19 protein-coding genes are annotated in these 18,876 nt (G+C 52.0%); 12 read left to right on the top strand and 7 right to left on the bottom strand.

Annotated features, from left to right (window positions below; genetic code table 11):
- Window positions 1–8 precede the first annotated feature (8 nt).
- A complete protein-coding gene (locus tag MRY16398_RS16835; protein ID WP_125124855.1) occupies window positions 9–263 on the bottom strand; it encodes a hypothetical protein in 255 nt (84 codons plus the stop codon).
- 205 nt (window positions 264–468) lie between these two features.
- Here MRY16398_RS16835 and MRY16398_RS16830 point away from each other — a divergent pair, with 205 nt between their 5' ends.
- From MRY16398_RS16830 to MRY16398_RS16795, 8 genes are all read left to right on the top strand, one after another.
- A complete protein-coding gene (locus MRY16398_RS16830; protein ID WP_039079388.1) occupies window positions 469–1,326 on the top strand; it encodes a MurR/RpiR family transcriptional regulator in 858 nt (285 codons plus the stop codon).
- Window positions 1,327–1,459: 133 nt separating this feature from the next.
- Complete coding sequence (locus tag MRY16398_RS16825; protein ID WP_039079387.1) at window positions 1,460–2,803, top strand: aspartate aminotransferase family protein; 1,344 nt, start codon at window positions 1,460–1,462, stop codon at window positions 2,801–2,803.
- Window positions 2,800–3,351, top strand: a complete 552-nt coding sequence (locus MRY16398_RS16820; protein WP_039079386.1) for a carboxymuconolactone decarboxylase family protein — start codon at window positions 2,800–2,802, stop codon at window positions 3,349–3,351. The genes MRY16398_RS16825 and MRY16398_RS16820 overlap by 4 nt, the downstream gene beginning before the upstream one ends.
- Before the next feature lie 132 nt (window positions 3,352–3,483).
- The gene (gene glnH / locus MRY16398_RS16815) at window positions 3,484–4,236 is read left to right on the top strand and encodes a glutamine ABC transporter substrate-binding protein GlnH (protein ID WP_039079385.1); all 753 of its coding nucleotides are present in this window, start codon (window positions 3,484–3,486) and stop codon (window positions 4,234–4,236) included.
- A 53-nt stretch (window positions 4,237–4,289) separates the two neighbouring features.
- Window positions 4,290–4,946, top strand: a complete 657-nt coding sequence (gene glnP, locus MRY16398_RS16810) for a glutamine ABC transporter permease GlnP (RefSeq protein ID WP_125124854.1) — start codon at window positions 4,290–4,292, stop codon at window positions 4,944–4,946.
- A 2-nt stretch (window positions 4,947–4,948) separates the two neighbouring features.
- Window positions 4,949–5,671 (top strand): glutamine ABC transporter ATP-binding protein GlnQ, encoded by a 723-nt coding sequence (glnQ, locus tag MRY16398_RS16805; RefSeq protein ID WP_125125694.1) that lies wholly within the window; start codon window positions 4,949–4,951, stop codon window positions 5,669–5,671.
- A 19-nt stretch (window positions 5,672–5,690) separates the two neighbouring features.
- Window positions 5,691–6,710, top strand: coding sequence for a C45 family autoproteolytic acyltransferase/hydolase (locus tag MRY16398_RS16800; RefSeq protein WP_125124853.1), 1,020 nt, complete (start codon window positions 5,691–5,693; stop codon window positions 6,708–6,710).
- A 586-nt stretch (window positions 6,711–7,296) separates the two neighbouring features.
- On the top strand, window positions 7,297–7,752 hold the full coding sequence (locus tag MRY16398_RS16795; protein WP_255498903.1) for a GNAT family N-acetyltransferase: 456 nt from the start codon (window positions 7,297–7,299) through the stop codon (window positions 7,750–7,752).
- 53 nt (window positions 7,753–7,805) lie between these two features.
- Here MRY16398_RS16795 and MRY16398_RS16790 read toward each other — a convergent pair whose 3' ends face one another.
- Both MRY16398_RS16790 and catA read right to left on the bottom strand, forming a co-directional pair.
- Window positions 7,806–8,021: a CPCC family cysteine-rich protein gene (locus MRY16398_RS16790; protein ID WP_108701470.1), complete on the bottom strand. Its 216-nt coding sequence runs from the start codon at window positions 8,019–8,021 to the stop codon at window positions 7,806–7,808.
- A 91-nt stretch (window positions 8,022–8,112) separates the two neighbouring features.
- Window positions 8,113–8,778: a type A chloramphenicol O-acetyltransferase gene (gene catA, locus MRY16398_RS16785; RefSeq protein WP_125124852.1), complete on the bottom strand. Its 666-nt coding sequence runs from the start codon at window positions 8,776–8,778 to the stop codon at window positions 8,113–8,115.
- A 231-nt stretch (window positions 8,779–9,009) separates the two neighbouring features.
- Between catA and MRY16398_RS16780 the strand changes: the two genes are divergently transcribed.
- Together MRY16398_RS16780 and MRY16398_RS16775 are read left to right on the top strand one after the other, a co-directional pair.
- A complete protein-coding gene (locus MRY16398_RS16780; protein WP_125124851.1) occupies window positions 9,010–9,531 on the top strand; it encodes a DUF2569 family protein in 522 nt (173 codons plus the stop codon).
- Window positions 9,532–9,847: 316 nt separating this feature from the next.
- Window positions 9,848–10,327, top strand: a complete 480-nt coding sequence (locus MRY16398_RS16775) for an RrF2 family transcriptional regulator (protein WP_039079368.1) — start codon at window positions 9,848–9,850, stop codon at window positions 10,325–10,327.
- A gap of 69 nt (window positions 10,328–10,396) precedes the next feature.
- On the opposite strand, the gene oqxB is transcribed toward MRY16398_RS16775, so the two are convergent.
- Both oqxB and MRY16398_RS16765 read right to left on the bottom strand, forming a co-directional pair.
- Window positions 10,397–13,549, bottom strand: coding sequence for a multidrug efflux RND transporter permease subunit OqxB (gene oqxB, locus MRY16398_RS16770; RefSeq protein ID WP_125124850.1), 3,153 nt, complete (start codon window positions 13,547–13,549; stop codon window positions 10,397–10,399).
- Window positions 13,550–13,572: 23 nt separating this feature from the next.
- Window positions 13,573–14,748: an efflux RND transporter periplasmic adaptor subunit gene (locus MRY16398_RS16765; RefSeq protein ID WP_071194830.1), complete on the bottom strand. Its 1,176-nt coding sequence runs from the start codon at window positions 14,746–14,748 to the stop codon at window positions 13,573–13,575.
- A gap of 336 nt (window positions 14,749–15,084) precedes the next feature.
- Here MRY16398_RS16765 and MRY16398_RS16760 point away from each other — a divergent pair, with 336 nt between their 5' ends.
- Complete coding sequence (locus tag MRY16398_RS16760; protein WP_125124849.1) at window positions 15,085–15,435, top strand: helix-turn-helix domain-containing protein; 351 nt, start codon at window positions 15,085–15,087, stop codon at window positions 15,433–15,435.
- Window positions 15,436–15,532: 97 nt separating this feature from the next.
- On the opposite strand, the gene pdxR is transcribed toward MRY16398_RS16760, so the two are convergent.
- Entirely contained in the window at window positions 15,533–17,011 is a 1,479-nt protein-coding gene (gene pdxR / locus MRY16398_RS16755; RefSeq protein ID WP_125124848.1) for a MocR-like pyridoxine biosynthesis transcription factor PdxR, read from the bottom strand.
- A gap of 304 nt (window positions 17,012–17,315) precedes the next feature.
- Between pdxR and MRY16398_RS16750 the strand changes: the two genes are divergently transcribed.
- Window positions 17,316–17,771, top strand: coding sequence for a GNAT family N-acetyltransferase (locus MRY16398_RS16750; protein WP_172600664.1), 456 nt, complete (start codon window positions 17,316–17,318; stop codon window positions 17,769–17,771).
- Between the two features lie 118 nt (window positions 17,772–17,889).
- Here MRY16398_RS16750 and MRY16398_RS16745 read toward each other — a convergent pair whose 3' ends face one another.
- Window positions 17,890–18,813 carry an AraC family transcriptional regulator gene (locus tag MRY16398_RS16745; protein ID WP_125124847.1) on the bottom strand — a complete coding sequence of 308 codons (924 nt, stop codon included), beginning with the start codon at window positions 18,811–18,813 and terminating at the stop codon, window positions 17,890–17,892.
- Window positions 18,814–18,876 lie beyond the last annotated feature (63 nt).

Genomic DNA, 18,876 nt, shown 5'->3' with positions numbered 1-18,876 from the left:
TTTTGGCTCTATGCTGCTGCCGGAATAGTGGCGGCTTGGTATTGCGAGCAAAGTTGCCACAATACTGGTTGAGCAGCCTGCAGAACCCCTGAAATATCTGGCCTCATTGCGATTATCGATCCTGCAAATCTGGCATCAAAAAAGATCCTGACGAGAAGAGCTTTATTACCCGTGAGTTCAGAGGTTCTGACGGTCTGCCCGGTGAAATTCGGCAACGGGCAGTGTAAAAACAGGCCTGCATATAACGCGAGATGTTCGCTCATAGCGGGCCTTTTGTTCAGTCGGTTTATCCGCTTTGGGCCAGGAACGGACGTTTCACACTCCTGCTTATGTGGCCAAAATAGGTATGCCACTACAGGGCATCTCCATCTCTGCCATGATGCAATTATGGCGAATTGTGTTTATATATACTTTTTTCATCGGCTGGATTTCCGCCGCATACACTCTTTCGGATGATGACGAAACACCATGAATCTTCGTGAAAACATTGTGAGTCAGTTCAGCCTGCTTTCGCCTGAACTCCAGCGCGCGGCGGAATTTTCCCTGCAAAACGCCAACCAATTAGTGGTGCAATCCATGCGCGCCTTCGCCGCAGAAGCCAGGGTTAAACCTGCCACGCTATTACGGCTGGCGCAGCGTCTGGGCTATAACGGTTGGGGGGAATTGAAAAGCGCCTTTATCGACGATCTCGGCTTACGAAATGATACATATGTATCTAAGGCGGAAAAGTTGATCGCGAAAGGAACGCAACCCGCGCTGTACGAAGAGGTGTTCCTCGCGCATCAGGCCAATCTGGCCTTCACCCAGGCTGAGAATCAGCACTCCATGCAGCAAGCCGTTACGCTGCTGGATGAGGCGAAGCAGGTCTATATTTGCGGTTTCCGCGCCAGCTTTCCCATCGCCTGGTCGTTGTTTTATGTCTATCGATTGTTCAATCGCCACGTGTCGCTGATTGATGGGCTGGCCAGTAATATCGAAGTATTTACCCGCGAGATCACGGCAGAAGACTGCCTGTTATTGACCAGCTTTGCGCCATATTCCCGCGAATCCCTCGACGTTCTCAATGCGGCCAGGCAGGCCGGGGCGCGGATTATCGCCATCACCGATTCGCCGGTTTCGCCGCTGGCGCAGGCTGCGGATTGCACGTTGCTGTTCTCCCTCAGTAGCCCATCGTTTTTCCCTTCGGTGGTTTCCGGTATGGGCGTCGCCGAGTGTTTGCTGGCGATGCTGGTTGCCCGCCACGGCCGTGAGGCGGTGAGTAAAATTGAGAGCGCCGAACGTTATCTGCAAAGCTCCGGGGCGTATGTGATGCCCGGTAAATCCTGATAAATGATTCATTTGCTTCCATCATAAGAAAATGAAATGCATTTGAATCATTATTGCGTTGACGAGATCCAAATAGATCCTGCAAGATGCTTTCAACTTACCCGAAAGCGATTTCTAAAGCAGGAAGAAAAGCATGAGTCAAATCATTCACCGCAGCCTCCGTACCACGCCAGCCGTGGCGGTCAGTGCGCACGGGGCTTACATCACGGATGCCAGTGGTAAACGCTATCTGGATGCTTGCGGCGGTGCGGCGGTTTCTTGTCTCGGTCACGCCCACCCGGATGTACTGGCGGCGATGCACCGGCAGATTGATCAACTGGCCTATGCCCACACCAGTTTTTTCACCAGCGATACGGTGGAACAACTGGCAGAACAACTCGTTCGCACCGCGCCCGGGTCTCTGAACTACGCCTATTTTGTCTCCGGCGGATCGGAAGCGGTTGAAACGGCGCTGAAGCTGGCGCGCCAGTATTTCGTTGAGATTGGGCAGCCGGAGCGCACGCTGTTTATTGCCCGTAAACAAAGCTACCACGGAAATACGCTGGGGGCGCTGGCCGTCGGCGGTAACGAGTGGCGTCGCCGCCAGTTCGCGCCGCTGTTGATGGATGTGGTGCGCGTATCGGCCTGTAACGAATACCGCGACCGTGCGGCGGGTGAAAGCCAGCAGCAATATACAGAACGCCTGCTTGGCGAACTCGAAGCGGCAATTCTGCAAGCCGGGCCGGAAAAAATTATCGGTTTTTGCGCCGAAACGGTAGTGGGAGCAACCACCGGCGCAACGCCACCTACGCCGGGTTATCTGCAAGGCGTTCGTCGGTTGTGTGATAAATACGGCATTTTGTATATCGCCGATGAGGTGATGTGCGGCATGGGGCGTACTGGCTCGTTGCACGCCTTTGAGCAGGATGGCGTTGTTCCTGATATCGTGACCATCGCAAAAGGTTTAGGTGGGGGATACCAGCCCATTGGCGCAGTACTGGTCAGTGAGAAAATCGTTGCCGCGCTGCAGGCCGGTAGCGGAATGTTCCAGCATGGTCACACCTATATCTGCCACCCGACAGCGGCAGCGGCTGCGCTGGCAGTGCAACAGGTTATCGAGCGGGATCATTTGCTGGAGCAGGTGCAGCAGCAGGGCACGTATTTGCAGCAGGCGCTGCATGATGTTCTGGGCGAGTTACCGTATGTCGGTGATACCCGCGGTCGCGGCTTGTTCGCCGGGGTGGAACTGGTACGCGATAAAGCGCGTAAAACGCCATTCGATCCGGCGCTGAAACTGCATGCTGCCATCAAAGCGCAGTGCATGGCACACGGGCTACTGGTCTATCCGATGGGCGGAACTATTGATGGTCAACAGGGCGACCATATCCTGATCGCACCACCGTTTATTGTCAGCCGTTCAGAGCTCGATTTCATTGTTGATACCCTGCACAAGGTTATCAGCGAAGAGACGCACAAACTGGCGAGTCATCCGCTATGAATCGTTTACCTGCCTTGTCGGAACCGCAGTGGAGCGATGAACAACGCCAGCTTGCGGAGGAGATCATCAACGGCCCGCGCGGCGCACTACTGCCGCCGTTTGAACCGTTGTTGCGCAGCCCGGAACTGATGGCGCATGCGCAGCGGATGGGGGAGTATCTGCGCTACCGTAGCGCGATTGGGCAGCGATTATCAGAACTGGCAATCCTCCTTACCGCGCGTCATTGGTCGCAACCGGTTGAATGGGCTATTCATGCGCCAATCGCCAGGGAGAAAGGGATCGCGGCACAGGCTGTGCAGGCCATTAATGAACAGCGTCTACCGGAGGCGCTGGCGGCTGATGAATGGGTGGTTTACCACTTTTGCCAGCAGTTGCATCAGCATAAAAAAGTCAGTGACGACATCTGGCAACAGGCTATCGACCTGTGGGGTGAAAAGGGGGTTGTCGATCTGATTGGTATCAACGGTTATTACAGCTTTCTTTCAATGATCATGAACGGCGCGCAGACGCCTGTACCCGACACCAGGGATTTTATTATTCCCGCATAAATAATTCGCACGCATTTATTTTTATATCGCGTGCGAATGTAGGGATGCAGTTTTTATTCTCAACGACAATATCATTTTTATGATGTTGCGCGAAAACTCCTGTTTGCTGTCTTAATTACGCTGAGGGTTATTATGTCTGCATTATTGAAAAAATTAAAGATTACACTGGCACTGGTAGCCTGTTCGGCAAGTTTTGCCGCGATGGCACAAGAAAAATTATTAGTGGGCGTGGATACGGCGTTCGTTCCCTTTGAGTTTAAGCAAGGTGATAAATATGTCGGTTTTGATATCGATTTATGGGATGCCATTGCGAAGAAAATGAATGTCAGCTACGAATTACGTCCTATGGATTTTGGCGGCTTAATTCCGGGGCTGCAATCGCGCAATCTGGATGTGGCAATGGCCGGGATCACCATTACCGATGCCCGCAAACAGGTCGTGGATTTCAGCCAGGGTTACTACGATGCGGACCTCTTAATAGCGGTGAAGAGTGGCGATAATTCCATTACCAAATTCAGCGATCTGGCCGGTAAAAAAGTGGGGCTGAAGCAGGGCACCGCAGCCGCAAGTTTTATGAAATCCAAATATAAAGCCAACTATGTCGAATTCCCTAATATCGATAATGCCTATCTCGACTTGCAGGCAGGCAACCTGGACGCGGTAGTTCACGACTCCCCGAACGTGCTGTACTACGTGAAAACAGCCGGTGGCGGCAAGGTGAAATCGACCGGGGAAACGGACAGCGTTCTACCGCAGCAATATGGTTTTGCAATGCAGAAAAACAGCAGCCTGACACCGAAAGTCGATGCCGCGATACAGGCATTACGTGCGGATGGCACCTATGGCAAAATTTATTTCAAATGGTTTAACAAACAACCTAAATAATCCCCGTCAGGCCGGGTAATACCGGCCTGAACCGAGAGTGAATTGACCGCATTATGAATTTCGAAACGAAATATATATGGGAATCACTGCCGCTGTTATTACAGGGGCTGCAACTGACAATATCGATCTCAATGGTTGGTTTAGCGGGCGGTTTTATTATTGGTCTGCTGACCGGAACCTGTCGTGCTCTGGGTGGCGGTATTGCGAAAACATTATCATTAATTTTCGTTGAGCTGATTCGCGGCACACCAATTATGGTTCAGGTGATGTTTATCTATTTTGCCTTGCCAATGGTACTGCCTGTTCGCATCGATCCAATTACGGCTGCGATTGTCACCATTATTATTAACTCCGGCGCGTATATTGCGGAAATCACGCGCGGCGCGATTTTGTCCATCAATAAAGGGTTTAAAGAAGCCAGTCTGGCGATGGGGTTATCGCAGCGCGCCACACTGTGGTACGTGATTATGCCGCTGGCTTTGCGTCGCATGATCCCGGCGCTGGGCAACCAGTGGATCATCAGCATCAAAGATACCTCGTTGTTTATTGTTATCGGCGTCGCGGAATTAACGCGTCAGGGCCAGGAGATCATCGCCGGGAACTTCCGTGCCCTTGAAGTCTGGACAGCCGTAGCGCTGATCTACCTTGCCGTCACCCTGTGCCTGAGCTTCCTGCTGAAGCGACTGGAGAAAAGGATCCATATTTTATGAGCATGGTTGAATTTAGCGCGGTCGCAAAACATTTCGGTACCACGCAGGTGCTGCACGATATCAATCTGAAAATTGATGCCGGTGAAGTGGTCGTGATTATCGGTCCTTCCGGTTCGGGCAAATCGACGCTGCTGCGTTGTATCAATAAACTGGAAGAGATCTCCTCTGGCACCTTGCTGGTCTCCGGGATGCACCTGACCGATCCCCACGTCAACGAGTGCGATATCCGCCGCGAAGCGGGGATGGTGTTTCAGCAATTTCACCTGTTTCCTCATCTGACGGCGCTGGAAAATGTGATGTTTGGGCCTATCCGCGTGCGTAAAATGAGTAAAGCAGCAGCCCGCGAACAGGCACTGGCACTGCTGGAGCGTGTTGGACTGCGCGAGCGTGCCGATCACTATCCTTCCGAGCTTTCTGGCGGTCAGCAGCAACGTGTGGCTATTGCCCGTGCGCTGGCGGTAAAACCGAAAATGATGTTGTTTGATGAGCCAACCTCTGCGCTCGATCCGGAGTTGCGCCATGAAGTATTGAAAGTGATGCGTTCACTCGCGGATGAGGGGATGACAATGGTTATTGTGACGCACGAAATTGGCTTTGCACGCGATGTGGCGTCGCGGTTGATTTTTATTGATGGTGGAACCATTGCTGAAGACGGCCCGCCTGATATCCTGCTGAATGCCAGTAGCAATCCGCGCCTGAAAGAATTTTTACAGCACGTTTCCTGAACAGAAGTGAATTCATCGCATGAAAAAAATCGACATCAGTGGTTCCTCGTTTGAGATTGGCCTGCGTCTTGGCGAGTTAGGCCGTGAAGCCTGGCATCAGAAACTGACGCTCACGTCGCTGTGGCAAACGGTGATGACTATACAGTCATCCGCTCAGACCCAGGTAATGCGTGCTGCGGTGCAGGAACATTACCCGCAAATCTGGCAGGAGCTGGAAGGGTTGGCGCAGGGGCTGGAGGCCACCATTGAACAGGTCTTTGCCTGGAACTGCCGTGGCGACCTGGTGCGCTCGACGTCGGATGGCTGTACAACGGTTGCCGGGATAAACGCCGCTGGCGAGCGGATTATTGCGCATAACGAAGATGGTTTTCCCCAGTTACGTGATGACTGTTTGCTGGTCACCATTAATCCGGAGTGTGGTCTGAGTTTTACCAGTTTTGCCTATCCGGGTTCGATTTGCGGCCACACCTTTGCGGTGAATGAAAAAGGGATCGTTAACACGGTTAATAACATCCGTGCAGTGCATCGCCCGCAGGGATTGCCGCGCCAGATCCTGGCCCGAGCCTCGCTGAATGCAAACACCCTCGACGAAGCCATCGCCATTCTAACCGGGCAGCCCCGCGCCGGGGCATTTCATCATATGCTGGGGCAGATGGGCGATACGCGGCTGTTCAGTGTCGAGGCCACAGGCCGAGGCTGTTCTGTTATGCCACTGACGACAGCGGACGGACATGCCAACCATCTTGTGCATGCTGCTCTTGCTCACGTTGAGCAGGTAGTAACGGACAGCTCTGCGTCGCGTCAGCTACGTCTGGTGCAGTGGCTGGAGAATCACCACCCGTTTGACGCCACAGCGGCAAAAGGCATTCTCTCTGATAAACATGATGCCGTGTTGCCTATTTACCGGCTGGCTGCCGATGATCCGGATGATGAGAACACCCTCGCCACGGCAGTTTTCACCCTCGATGCAAATCATGTCAGGTGGCAAATTTTCGGTATTAATCGCGACGCTGCCGAATCGCAGGGTGAAGTGCGCTAATGTGATAGCTTGTAATTTCTATGCTGGTTTATCTTCCTCCGATAACCAGCTAGATTGTGACCTGCTCCCCTTTTGAATAAGGCACCTCAATGTTAGTCATGTAGTTGTTGGCGTTGCGAACTTCTTCTCCTCGCGCTTATCTGACCTCCCACCTCCATACAGAGTCTGTCTACTTAGTGCTGGTCCTGATATACCGGTGAATAAACAGGGTGCAGGGCGTCGGAGGTTAGAAAAAGTTAGTTCAACGGTTTGACTGAAAAATTTCGCTTAAACATTCGTTACCTGAGCGACATCAGGGAGCTTTCAGTAAGAACCGTGCTGCTGGTGACGGATTTGAGCGCAGCTTAAGCGAAGGGGCGGTAGAATAAAAATGGACATGCTGATTTCGCCTGCCGGAGATAGCTGTTTCGTACCAGAAAAGAGCATATGTAAAAAACGGTTTTGGCCCCATCAATTTTAAAAGTGCATTCATATTGATACAATGCCAATACTGCTCTCCATGCAGATAAAGTAATGCGATATTTATTTTGGCTGCTAATGGTTTATGAGGTAATAAATGGATTTGTTATTGTAAAAGTTTTCTGAAATACATTTTGCGGATTATTTAAAACTTGTCAGTAATATCGATGTTATGGCGATGATCACAGAACGTGCCATTCCCTGTGATGAGGCCTCTCGTGATTTTAAACTCATACTCGACGAGAATGCCCGCCATTCAGATTTGGGCTATTACCGAATCACGGATGATAAGCAGGGTAATTTTATCGGCCTCGCCAAACTGGCATCTGTGGCTGACCAACCGAAGACCGCCGAACTGGGCTATATGCTGCTACCGGAATATTGGGGGCTTGGTATTGCGAGCAAAGTTGCCACAATACTGGTCGAGCAGGCCTGCAGAAACCCTGAAATATCTACACTCATTGCGATTATCGATCCTGCAAATCTGGCATCAAAAAAGATCCTGACGAACAAGAATTTTATCACGCGTGAATTCAGAGATTTTGACGGTCTGCCCGGCGAAATTCTGCAACGGGCCGTGTAAAAACAGGTCTGTGTATCATGCAATATCTCTGCTTCGAACCCGAAGCGAAATGTCTATTCAGACTGTGTTGGCTTATTACGTTGAACAGCCGCCCACGCCAGTCTGCACGCATGTAAACTTAACGAATTAGCCCCACCCGCAAAATCAGGATCTGCGGACTGCACGGGATCATCTTCCCATCCGCAGACGGCGCAAATTTCATAATTCCCTCTCTCTTCGAGCGTTCTCTTACCGCAGCATAAACAGGGAGAGTGTTTATTTTCTTTCATTTTTCCACTGTCCCTGGTTGTTCAGATTTTCCCATCTGCTCTCCTTATTGCCAACTCCATACAAAAAATGTCGGGCGCATCAGCTATTGCGTTACTCTGAATAGTGCGACAAGTCATCACTCATCTCTTGTAACTCGTTGATCAATCTTGCCACATGGAAACCATCGCAGACGGCATGATGTACCTGAACGGCGAGGGGTAACAAGACTTTGTCACCCTGTGTGTAGTATTTACCAAGGGTAAACATGGGGGCAAAAAAGTTCTGCATATGGGCAACATTGATATTAAAACCGGTAAAACTTACCCAGGGATTAGCCGATACAAAAAATATATTTTCCCGCGACTCTTCTTTAGGCAGATAGGAAAGGTTATTGCGATAGCGCGCCACGTCTTCTGAAAAAGCGTTCTGGAAGTGGTGAATATTACCGTCGTAATGACTCCATAATGACGAAAAGGTCTCCGTTTCATCATGGAAAATCGTATAGGCTGGATGGCTGTCATTCCATACGACAAGCTCGTTGTTCTTGATGGCCATACGAAATTCCGCATGCCTGTTCACTATTTTTGCAAGGAGGAAAATCATCGTGGGGTAAAATTTCCAGCCGACCTCCTTAATATGTTTTAGCAGCGCGGTAATATCGATTTGCACAGTTTGGCTAAATGTACACTGCGCGAAGCTCTGGAATGCGTCGAAATGTTCTTTCCTTGCCCAGCGCGATAAGTCGACAACGGTATATTCCGGAGTTATATTTTTCATTTTTAACCTTTGATTATCCATTATATTTTAAAGGGTAGCCTAAGATTTTTTCATAAACTAATCAAGCTTGCGGGGCCATGGCCATTTCGCACGGGCAGGGCGTTTTTATACTCGTGTCACTCTTCACCCAACGGTAAAAACGCAATCACCCTAAAGAATCTTCATGGTTAGCCGTTAACTCATCCTGGAATGAAGCAAGTTCGTTAAGAGCGAACACACTAAAAAGGATGAATGATGACGGATACCCCTTTCAAATGGACCTGCTTAACCTGTGATAAGGAGATCGCGCAACACCTTGAATATTGTGCTGAATGTGAGGAAAAACGGTACAGAAAAATCGGTGGCCTGCTGTTCCTGCCACTCCTCAATATTTTGCTCATGGCCTACGATTATTTCACGTCTCTGATAGTGACATTAAAACTGGGTACGAACATGATCGGTCGTATTCCTGTTTACCAGACATCCTATCTTTTTACTGCCGCTGGGATTAACCTGATTTTACTGCTCCTGGTTATCTATGTTACGTCTCTTTTTGTGCGTAAAAAGAGAGCGTTACCTCTGGCGTTTAGCGTGCTACTGGTTGCCAGTATCGCGATCATGATGATTGACCGGGCCATCACTTCATACTTATTCGCGCCTCTTGCGCTGAATTTCGACATGATTATGCCTATTGTCAGATACATAATTTTCGCCTGCATATGGATACCGTACTTCCGTTTTTCGGTTCGGGTTAAAAAGACGTTCATTTGGTAATATCATATATGCCCCCGTTCCTGGCGCATATTGGTTGCATGAAGTGATCGTTTCCATTTGCAAATAAATCAGGTCAGGCATGAAAAGGCTCTGGCCTGTATCGATCACGCTTGAGGATTTTTTTGATTCTTACCAGATAATGTCGTCATCTGGCATTGAATGACATCTCTGTCATACGTGGAAACTCTTTTTTACGGGCCAGGTCACGCGTTGATTGCTTCAAAAAAAAGACTGTATTTGTTATATTATTGCTCATTGGTTATTCACCTCTGCGGTGCCAAAAAGAACAAGATTCACCGCGACCCAGGACAATAAAATGTTAGATTACCGCTTCCCGACAGCTTTGCAGATGGTTCTCAGCGTAGCGATGGCGGAGCAATTGGGTGAACGTTCGACGAGTGCGATTCTGGCCTACGGCCTGGAAGCAAACCCGAGCTTTATCCGTAAATTAATGGTGCCTCTCACGCGTGATGGGATTATCGTCTCTACGCTTGGCCGCAACGGCTCTATTCATCTTGGTCGTCCGCCCGAAGAGATCACCCTGCGCGATATCTACCTTTCGGTCATCGAAGATAAAAAGCTGTGGGCGTCGCGCCCCGACATACCGGCCCGCTGCGTGGTCAGTGCCAACGCGTGCTGGTATTTCAAATCGATTGCCGATGAAGCGGAGCAGGCGTCGTTAGATGTACTCGCTCGCCATACCGTGGCAAGCGCGCTGGAAAAGGTCAAAAAAGCCGATACCAGCGGGTGCGATCTGCTGCCTGAACTGGATGATCGGATTAAAAAAGCGCTTTAATACTTTTCATATTGCGAAAAAAAACCGCCTTCACAGTGAAGGCGGTTTTTTGTTATCTGCAACAGTGACTCAGGCTGGCAAAACCTCTCTTTCCACTTTACCGCGCGTGACGAATTTACGCAGTGTCACGTAAAACACCGGGGTCAGGAACAGACCGAACAGCGTCACGCCCAGCATGCCAGAGAACACCGTGATCCCGGTGACGCCGCGCACTTCCGCCCCCGCGCCGTGGCCGAGTATCAGCGGGATCGTCCCGGCGATAAAGGCGATAGAGGTCATCACAATCGGGCGTAAACGCAGGCGACAAGCTTCAAGCGCCGCTTCCATGATTCCTTTGCCCTGGATTTCCAGCTCACGGGCAAACTCCACGATCAGAATGGCGTTTTTACAGGCAAGCCCCATGAGTACCACCAAACCGACCTGCACAAACACGTTGTTATCGCCACCGGTCAGCCAGACGCCGAACAGTGCGGACAGCATGGTCATCGGCACGATAAGGATCACCGCCAGCGGCAGCGTCCAGCTTTCATACAGCGCCGCCAGAACCAGGAACGCAAGCAGAACCGCGACCGGGAAGACGATCAGCGCCGTATTACCCTGAGTGGCCTGCTGGTAGCTCAGGTCCGTCCATTCAATATTCATCCCATTGGGCAGGATCTGCTTAGACATTCCGTCCAGTTGTGTCATCGCCTGTGAGGAGGAGAGTACGCGAGGATCGGCATCGCCAATGAGATCCGCCGCCGGATAGCCATTGTAACGAATCACCGGGTCCGGCCCGTAAGTCGTACTGATATTGACCATACTGCCAATCGGCACCATTTCGCCCTGATTATTGCGGGTACGCAAATTGGCAATATCTTCCACGCTTTCGCGGTATGGCCCGTCGGCCTGCGCCATCACGCGCCAGGTACGACCGAACTGGTTGAAATCGTTGACATACGACGACCCCAGATAGGTTTGCAGCGTACCGAAAAGATCGGTCAGCGACACGCCCTGTGCTTTCGCCTTATCACGATCAACCTGCACATCCAGTTGCGGCACGTTAGCCTGGTAGGTGGAGATTGGGAAGTGCATCCCTGGCGTTTGCATAATCGCACCGGACATCGTGTTCACCGCGGTTTGCAGCGCGCCATAGCCAAGCCCGGCGCGGTCCTGAATATAAAGCGAATAGCCAGAACCCTGACCCAGCCCTAATATCGGCGGCGGCAAAATGGAGAAACCGAAGCCCTGCTGGATTTGCGCGATTTTGGCGTTGATCTCCGCGTTAATTTCCGCAGCAGAATGTTTACGCTGATCGAACGGTTTCAGGCCAAAAAAGACCGTCCCGGTATTTGGCGTATTGGTGAACTGCAACGCATTCAGCCCTGGAAAGGCGACCGCATAATCCACGCCTTCGGTATTCATCCCGATTTCGCTCATCTTGCGGATCACCGCATCGGTGCGTTCCAGCGAAGAGCCTTCCGGCATTTTCACACCGCCAATTAAATAGAGCTTATCCTGTGTCGGAATAAACCCGCCGGGGACGGCTTTAAACATCACGCCCGCGGCGCAGAGCAGCAGCACATAGACAACAAACACCGCGCCACGGCGTCCGAGCGTTTTGCCAACCAGCCCCTGATAGCCGTCCGAGCTACGGTGGAAAAAGCGGTTAAACGGACGGAAAATCCAGCCGAACAGACGATCGATAAGGCGGGTAGGGTAGTCTTTCGGCGCACCGTGCGGTTTTAACAGCAGGGCAGCCAGCGCTGGTGAGAGCGTCAGTGAGTTGATGGCCGAGATCACCGTCGAAATCGCGATCGTCACCGCAAACTGTTTATAGAACTGGCCGGTCACCCCGGAGAGGAACGCCATCGGCACGAACACCGCGCACAGCACCAGCGCAATCGCGATAATCGGCCCGGAGACTTCACGCATCGCCTGATGCGCCGCCGCAAGTGGAGCCAGCCCCTCTTCGATATTTCGCTCAATGTTTTCCACCACCACGATGGCGTCATCCACGACGATACCGATAGCCAGCACCAGGCCGAACAGACTCAGGGTATTCAGCGAGAAGCCAAGCAGGTAGAGAATACTGAACGTGCCCACCACCGATACCGGCACCGCGATCAGCGGAATAATCGACGCGCGCCAGGTTTGCAGGAACAGAATCACCACCAGCACAACCAGCACCACCGCTTCCAGCAGCGTTTGCACGACTGCGCGAATGGAATCGCGAACAAACACCGTCGGATCGTAAGGGGCCGCCCATTTCATATCATCCGGGAAACGCTTCGACAGTTCGTCCATCTTGGCGCGCACCGCGTTAGACAGATCGATGGCGTTGGCCCCCGGCGACTGGAAGATACCAATCCCGACCGCGTCTTTGTTGTTAAGCTGCGAGCGCAGCGCATAGCTTCCGGAGCCCATTTCAATTCGCGCCACGTCACGCAGGCGGACCAGCGAGCCGTCTTGCGCCGTTTTCAGAATAATATTGCCAAACTCTTCTTCCGTGTGCAGGCGACCCTGGGCGTTAATGGAGATCAGGAAATCGCTCTCTTTCGGCAGCGGCTCGGCGCCAAGCTGCCCGGCGGAAACCTGGACGTTTTGCTCCTGCATTGCCGTTACCACATCGGATGCGGTCAACCCACGTGCCGCCACTTTATTGGGATCCAGCCAGATGCGCATGGCGTATTCACCGGAGCCAAAAATCTGGATTTGACCAACGCCCGGCAGACGGGCCAGCTCATCCTTCACTTTTAGCGTGGCGTAGTTACGCATATACAGGGAGTCGTACTTACCGTTGGGTGAAAACAGATGCACCACCAGCGTCAGCGTCGGCGACTGTTTCTGGGTGGTGATACCCAAACGCCGCACATCTTCCGGCAGACGCGCTTCGGCCTGTGATACGCGGTTTTGCACCTGAACCTGCGCCTGATCGGGGTCAGTACCCGGACGGAAGGTGACAGTGGTGACCAGTACGCCATCAGAGCCGGCAACGGATTTCATGTACATCATGTTTTCAACGCCGTTGATCGCTTCTTCCAGCGGCGTCGCCACGGTCTCTGCAATCACTTTCGGGTTTGCGCCGGGATACTCCGCGCGTACCTGAACGCTGGGCGGTACGACATCAGGATATTCGCTGACCGGCAGCAGCGGGATAGCGATCAATCCTGTAATGAAAATCAGAATCGACAGCACCGCGGCGAAAATCGGCCTGTCGATAAAAAAGCGGGAAAAGTCCATGTGTCGGATTCTCAGGTAAGGGATCAGTTGAGGGCGGTGCTGGTGGTCATGGCAACGGTTTTCGCGTTAACCGGCATACCCGGCATAAACACTTTTTGTAAACCATCGACGATGACTTTATCGCCAGGGTTCAGCCCCTTCTGCACGATGCGTAAACCGGCAGCCAGACGCCCCGGCGTAATATCGCGACGCTGCGCTTTACCTTCTTTATCAACGATATAAACATATTTGCGATCCTGGTCGGTCAGCACTGCTTTGTCGTCGATAAGCGTGGCTTTGAACTCAGCGCTGCCCGGCAGACGCACGCGGGCAAAGAGCCCTGGCGTGAACTGACGCTGTGCGTTATCCAGGATTGCGCGCATACGGATAGTGCCGGTGCTCGGCGTTAACTGATTATCCAGAAAATCCACTTTGCCCTGATGGGGATAGCCATCCTCGCCAACCAGGCCAATCTCAACCGGTAACGCCAGGTGGTTACTGGATGCGCCTTGCCCGCTGCGGGCGAGGTTCTGGTAGTGGAGGTAGGTCGACTCATCCACGTCAAAGTAGACGTAAACCGTCTTTTGCGATACCAGCGTGGTGAGTACGCTGGCGCTGTCGCCCGCCGTGACCAGGTTACCGCTGGTGATCAGCGCACGACTGGCGCGGCCATCAATGGGGGCGGTCACTTTGGTGAAGTCCAGGTTAAGCTGTGCGGCATCAACTGCCGCCTGCGCTGCACGAATGTCGGCCTGCGCCTGGGCGGCGGCAGAACGACGCTGTTCCCACTCTTCACGGGAGACAAGATTGGTGTTGATTAATTTATCGGTACGGCTGGCCTCACTTTGCGCCAGGCTGGCCTGCGTTTTGGCTCTCGCCAGCGTTGCCTGCGCCTGTTCCAGCGCGGCGCGATAGGTTCGGTCATCGATGGTGAACAGCACCTCGCCTTTTTTCACTTCCTGGCCGTCGGTGTAATTCACTTTATCAATGTATCCAGAGACGCGGGGGCGTAGCTGAACGCTTTCCACCGCTTCAATCCGACCGTTAAAGCTATCCCACTGGCTAATCGATTTCACGACCACGTCAGCGGCGCTCACGGCAGGCGCTTGTGGCACGGCATTTTGCGCGACACCCTCATCGCATCCGACGAGCATGACGGAGAGTAATACCGCTCCCAGCGCATTCAGACGAAAATTAACCCAATGTTTTTGCAGGCTCATTATTTTTATTCCGGTAATTGTAGCCGCCGGGCAAGACGCAGCAGGGGACGCCGCGCCACTTCCTTTGTCCGGGCTGGCTTAAGGCCATTTGTGTCGTTCATCGCCACAAAACTGTAACAGTTGCGAATACACTATCGCGGCGATTGTAGGGAGGTGCTAAATTAAGTGCAAGAATAATTGTTGCACTTTATGTGCTGTTTGCGTCAGGAGCAGAAGTCAGATTTCAGGCAGGGATTTAAATGCAATAATAAAACTTGCATTTATTGCAAAAGCAGGCCACCTTTAAATGCAACAGACAAAGATGCTTTTTTGGTAAGCCGCGCGGGAGGAAACAAAATGAACAATGGCGCATTTATTCAAGATTTACTCGACTGGATCGACAACAACATTGAAAGCCGTCTCGATATCAATACCGTTTCCAGACGCGCCGGTTATTCGAAGTGGCACCTCCAGCGGATCTTCAAAGAGCATACGGGCTATCGTCTCGCCGAGTATATTCGTGCGCAAAAGCTGCAAAAATCGGTCGAGCGGTTAGCCCGCAGCGACGAACCGATTTTGAATGTGGCCATCGCGTTGGGCTTTGACTCTCAGCAGTCTTTCAACCGCAGCTTTAAGCGTCACTACGGGCAGGCCCCTGGCGCATGGCGACGCAGTATTGGCCGCGCTGAAATGCAGCGATTAGGCTAGCAATCCACATAGCTCGCATCCGTTCAGGATGATATTGGCGGCCTGCCAGCGGCAGGCACATTGAGTGAGGCGGGTGTCGGGCTGGCACGCCAAAGCCTCAGAGAAGACGAAAAAGGGCGGCGATTTTTTCTACCGCGTCTTCTATTTCCTTCTCCGTGTAAGCCGCAAAACCCATCAAAAAACCGGTTGATGCCGGTTCATTTGCATATAATTCGGCAAGCCCAAGCATATCAATACCTGCACGTCGGGCGGCTGCGGCGACGGCTGCTTCGGAAATGCCCTTCCTGAGATGGCAGGGCATCTGCATTCCGCCCGTTGGCGTTATGCCAACGACAAAATCAGAAAGACGCTCTTCAATCAGGCTTGCCAGTTTGTCACGGCGAGCAACATAAACTTCCCGCATCATCCGGACATAGGAACCAAAATGGCCACCCTCCAGAAATTTGGCGACGGTCAGTTGCGTGATGGAGGCGGTATGACCGTCCATTAACGTCCTTGCCATCGTCAGCGGTTCAACAAGTTCTGCGGGCACAATCATCCAGGCAATGCGTAGCCCCGGAAAAAGAGACTTGGTGAACGTCCCGATATAGATTGTCCGGTTAAAGGCGTCCAGCCCCTGCACGCAGGCCATCGGCTTGCCTTCATAGTGAAACTCGCTGTCATAGTCATCTTCAATAATCCAGGCCTGGTGACGGTTTGCCCAGTCGATGACCGCCAGCCGTCGGTCAAGAGACAGGGTGACGCCGGTAGGATACTGATGGGAAGGGGTAAGATAGATAGCTTTCGCCGGCGCTGTCAGAGCATTAAGTGACTCGATACACAGCCCTTTCTCATCAAGCGGAACCGGAAGGCTGTTCAGCCCGGCAGCCTTAAACGCTTTTTGCGCCCCCTGATAGGTCGGATCTTCAATCACGATGGCATCGCCGCTGTCCATCAGGACATGAGAACAGAGGGCGAGCGCCTGCTGGGAACTTGTCAGAATGATGATACGTTCTGGCGTGGCATGCGCGCCGCGTTCCAGATTGACATACTCTGCGATGGCCCGCCGTAACCGCTCTGTCCCCTGAGGCTGGCTTTGCTCCAGCGCACGGTGGCGATACTCTTTTAGTACCTGCCGCTCAAGTCGCTCCCAGGTTTGCACCGGAAACAGACGAGTTTCGGGGATCCCCGGCGCCAGTGGGCGAGGCGATGAAAATTCACGTATCCCCCCACTTTTGTACATCACATTTCCCCGCGCACTGAGCGTGGGTTCACGTACCTCAGCGGCGGACTGGCGTTGCCGGGAATGTGATTTCAGAAATCGGGCGCTGGCAGAAACAAAGCTGCCTTTACCCGTGTGCCTTTCAATAAACCCCTCCGCATGCAGACGCGTATAGGCGGCTTCAATGGTGTCGCGGGAAACATTGAGTGAGATGGCTAATGCACGCGAGGCGGGGAGGGCTTTGCCGTGAGATAAAATGCCTTCCAGGATAAGTGCGCGTATTGCTCTCTGGATCCTTTCATGAAGAGGCAGTGAGCCGTTTGCCGGATCCATCATCCAGGCCTTTACCGTTTCAAGCTGGGTATGCTTAAACATCCGTTTCTCCGTTATTACTTCCGTCATCATCCAGTCTATAACAGGATGGTCTGCTGCCAGAAGATAAATTGGTCTGCTGCATTGTGAAAAATTGGTGGGGCTAAACCTGCCATTTTAACCTTATCATTATTCCCGAAGCGTCAATGACAGGCAGGGTGGAGCGGCAGCGATAAGGCGCGTCATATATCGGCACGTTGCCTGTGCTTTTCGTGTTTGAATAAAGCCAACACCTACGCTGCCTGCGTTTGTTAATTAATGATTCACTCCAATACAGAACAAGCCAGAAAATAAAGAGGTTATTATTATGAATACAGTGGTTATCACAATTGAAGCAGCCAGCGAAATGGATTATGAAAGCTGGTTGCCGCTGTGGAAAAATTATCAAATATTTTATAATGTTGATATTCCTGACGCGGTCACAACGCGCACCTGGGAGCGCTTTGCCAATCCAATCGAGCCGATATTCTGTGCCGTCGCGAAAAGTAATGGCGAGGTGGTGGGTTTCGCCCATTATCTTTTTCACCGTTCAACCTGGGCGGAAAGTGATTACTGTTATCTTGAAGATTTATATGTCAGCGAAAATACACGCGGCAAACAGATTGGCAAACAGTTAATTGAATATGTCCAGAAAGAAGCCAGAAAACGCCATGCCAGCCATCTTTACTGGCACACCCACGAAGCGAATTATCGTGCGCAAAGATTATATGACTGGATAGCGAAAAAAAGCGGCATGATTGAATATCGGATGCAGGTAAGATAATCCGCGCAATGGCTCCCCCTTCAACAAACGCCGCAAAGCCTGTTTTATTTAGGGGGAAAGTGCGTAAAGACAAGGCCAGTGATAATTTACAGAAAGAGTATTCAACACTGGCTTTTCATCAGTAATGCGGCTCCACAGAGATAGCATGGGGTTTCTGGCGTCGGAATACCCCCGGCGGCATCCCTACATATTTCGTGAAGGCGACGTTGAAGGCGCTCGCTGACTGATATCCAATGCGAAATGCGATCTGTTCGATTTTATCCGTACTGCTCAACAGTGCTTTTCTGGCCAACGACATTCGCCAGAAGAGCAGATATTGCATGGGCGGCATACCGACTGTTTCGTTGAATATGGCGAAAAAAGAGGAACGCGACATCGCACAGTGGCTGGCGAGCTGTGCTATTTGCCAGTCAATGTCGGGTTTTTCATGGATGAGATGCAGCGCGATGGCGATCTTTTCGTGTTGTAATCCCCGCAAAATACCTGCCGTTCCCGACAGACAATCATGGCTTCGCAACGACTCAACCAGTAATAACTGTAAAAGACGCATCAATACCACTTCACGTCCTGGCCGCCGGGCCTGGCTTTCATCAAGCAGAAGTTCAAGCAGGGTGACAAAACGCTGTTGTCCTTTCACCAGGATCTCGTTGGGCAGTAACGCGACGATAAGCTGTTTGTCCGGCGTGTCGAATTCGCAGTGCCCCACATTCATCAGAAATTCAGCCGGTCCTGTTGTTGCGCCAATTCGCACGTGCCCATCGCCAATAAGGGTCGGCGTCGTAATGTCCGTCGGCGCAGACGTGCCCGCATTGGTGTTTTCAAACGTGTAGGTTGCGGGTATCAGAAGGAAATCGCCGGATACCAGCAATTTTGGCGCTTTGCCGTTAATGCTTATCAGACATTCGCCTTGTAACACTGCGCAGTAAAACGCCTCTCCGCAAGATTCCCGGACAATGCGCCACTGACCCGCTCCCTCAACGAGTTTGGTATGGGTGGGCCTGGGGTTGAGCAAGGTAACAATATCGGTTAACGGGTCTGACATTGGACGCTCTCTAAATTTTACTGGATTTTTGATTATATATTGTCCAGACAGAGGCGGCTATGA

Source organism: Phytobacter sp. MRY16-398 (assembly GCF_003925915.1).
In the GTDB taxonomy this organism is placed as follows: Bacteria; Pseudomonadota; Gammaproteobacteria; order Enterobacterales; family Enterobacteriaceae; genus Phytobacter; species Phytobacter diazotrophicus.
This window is presented reverse-complemented; position numbering and strand designations above follow the sequence as displayed.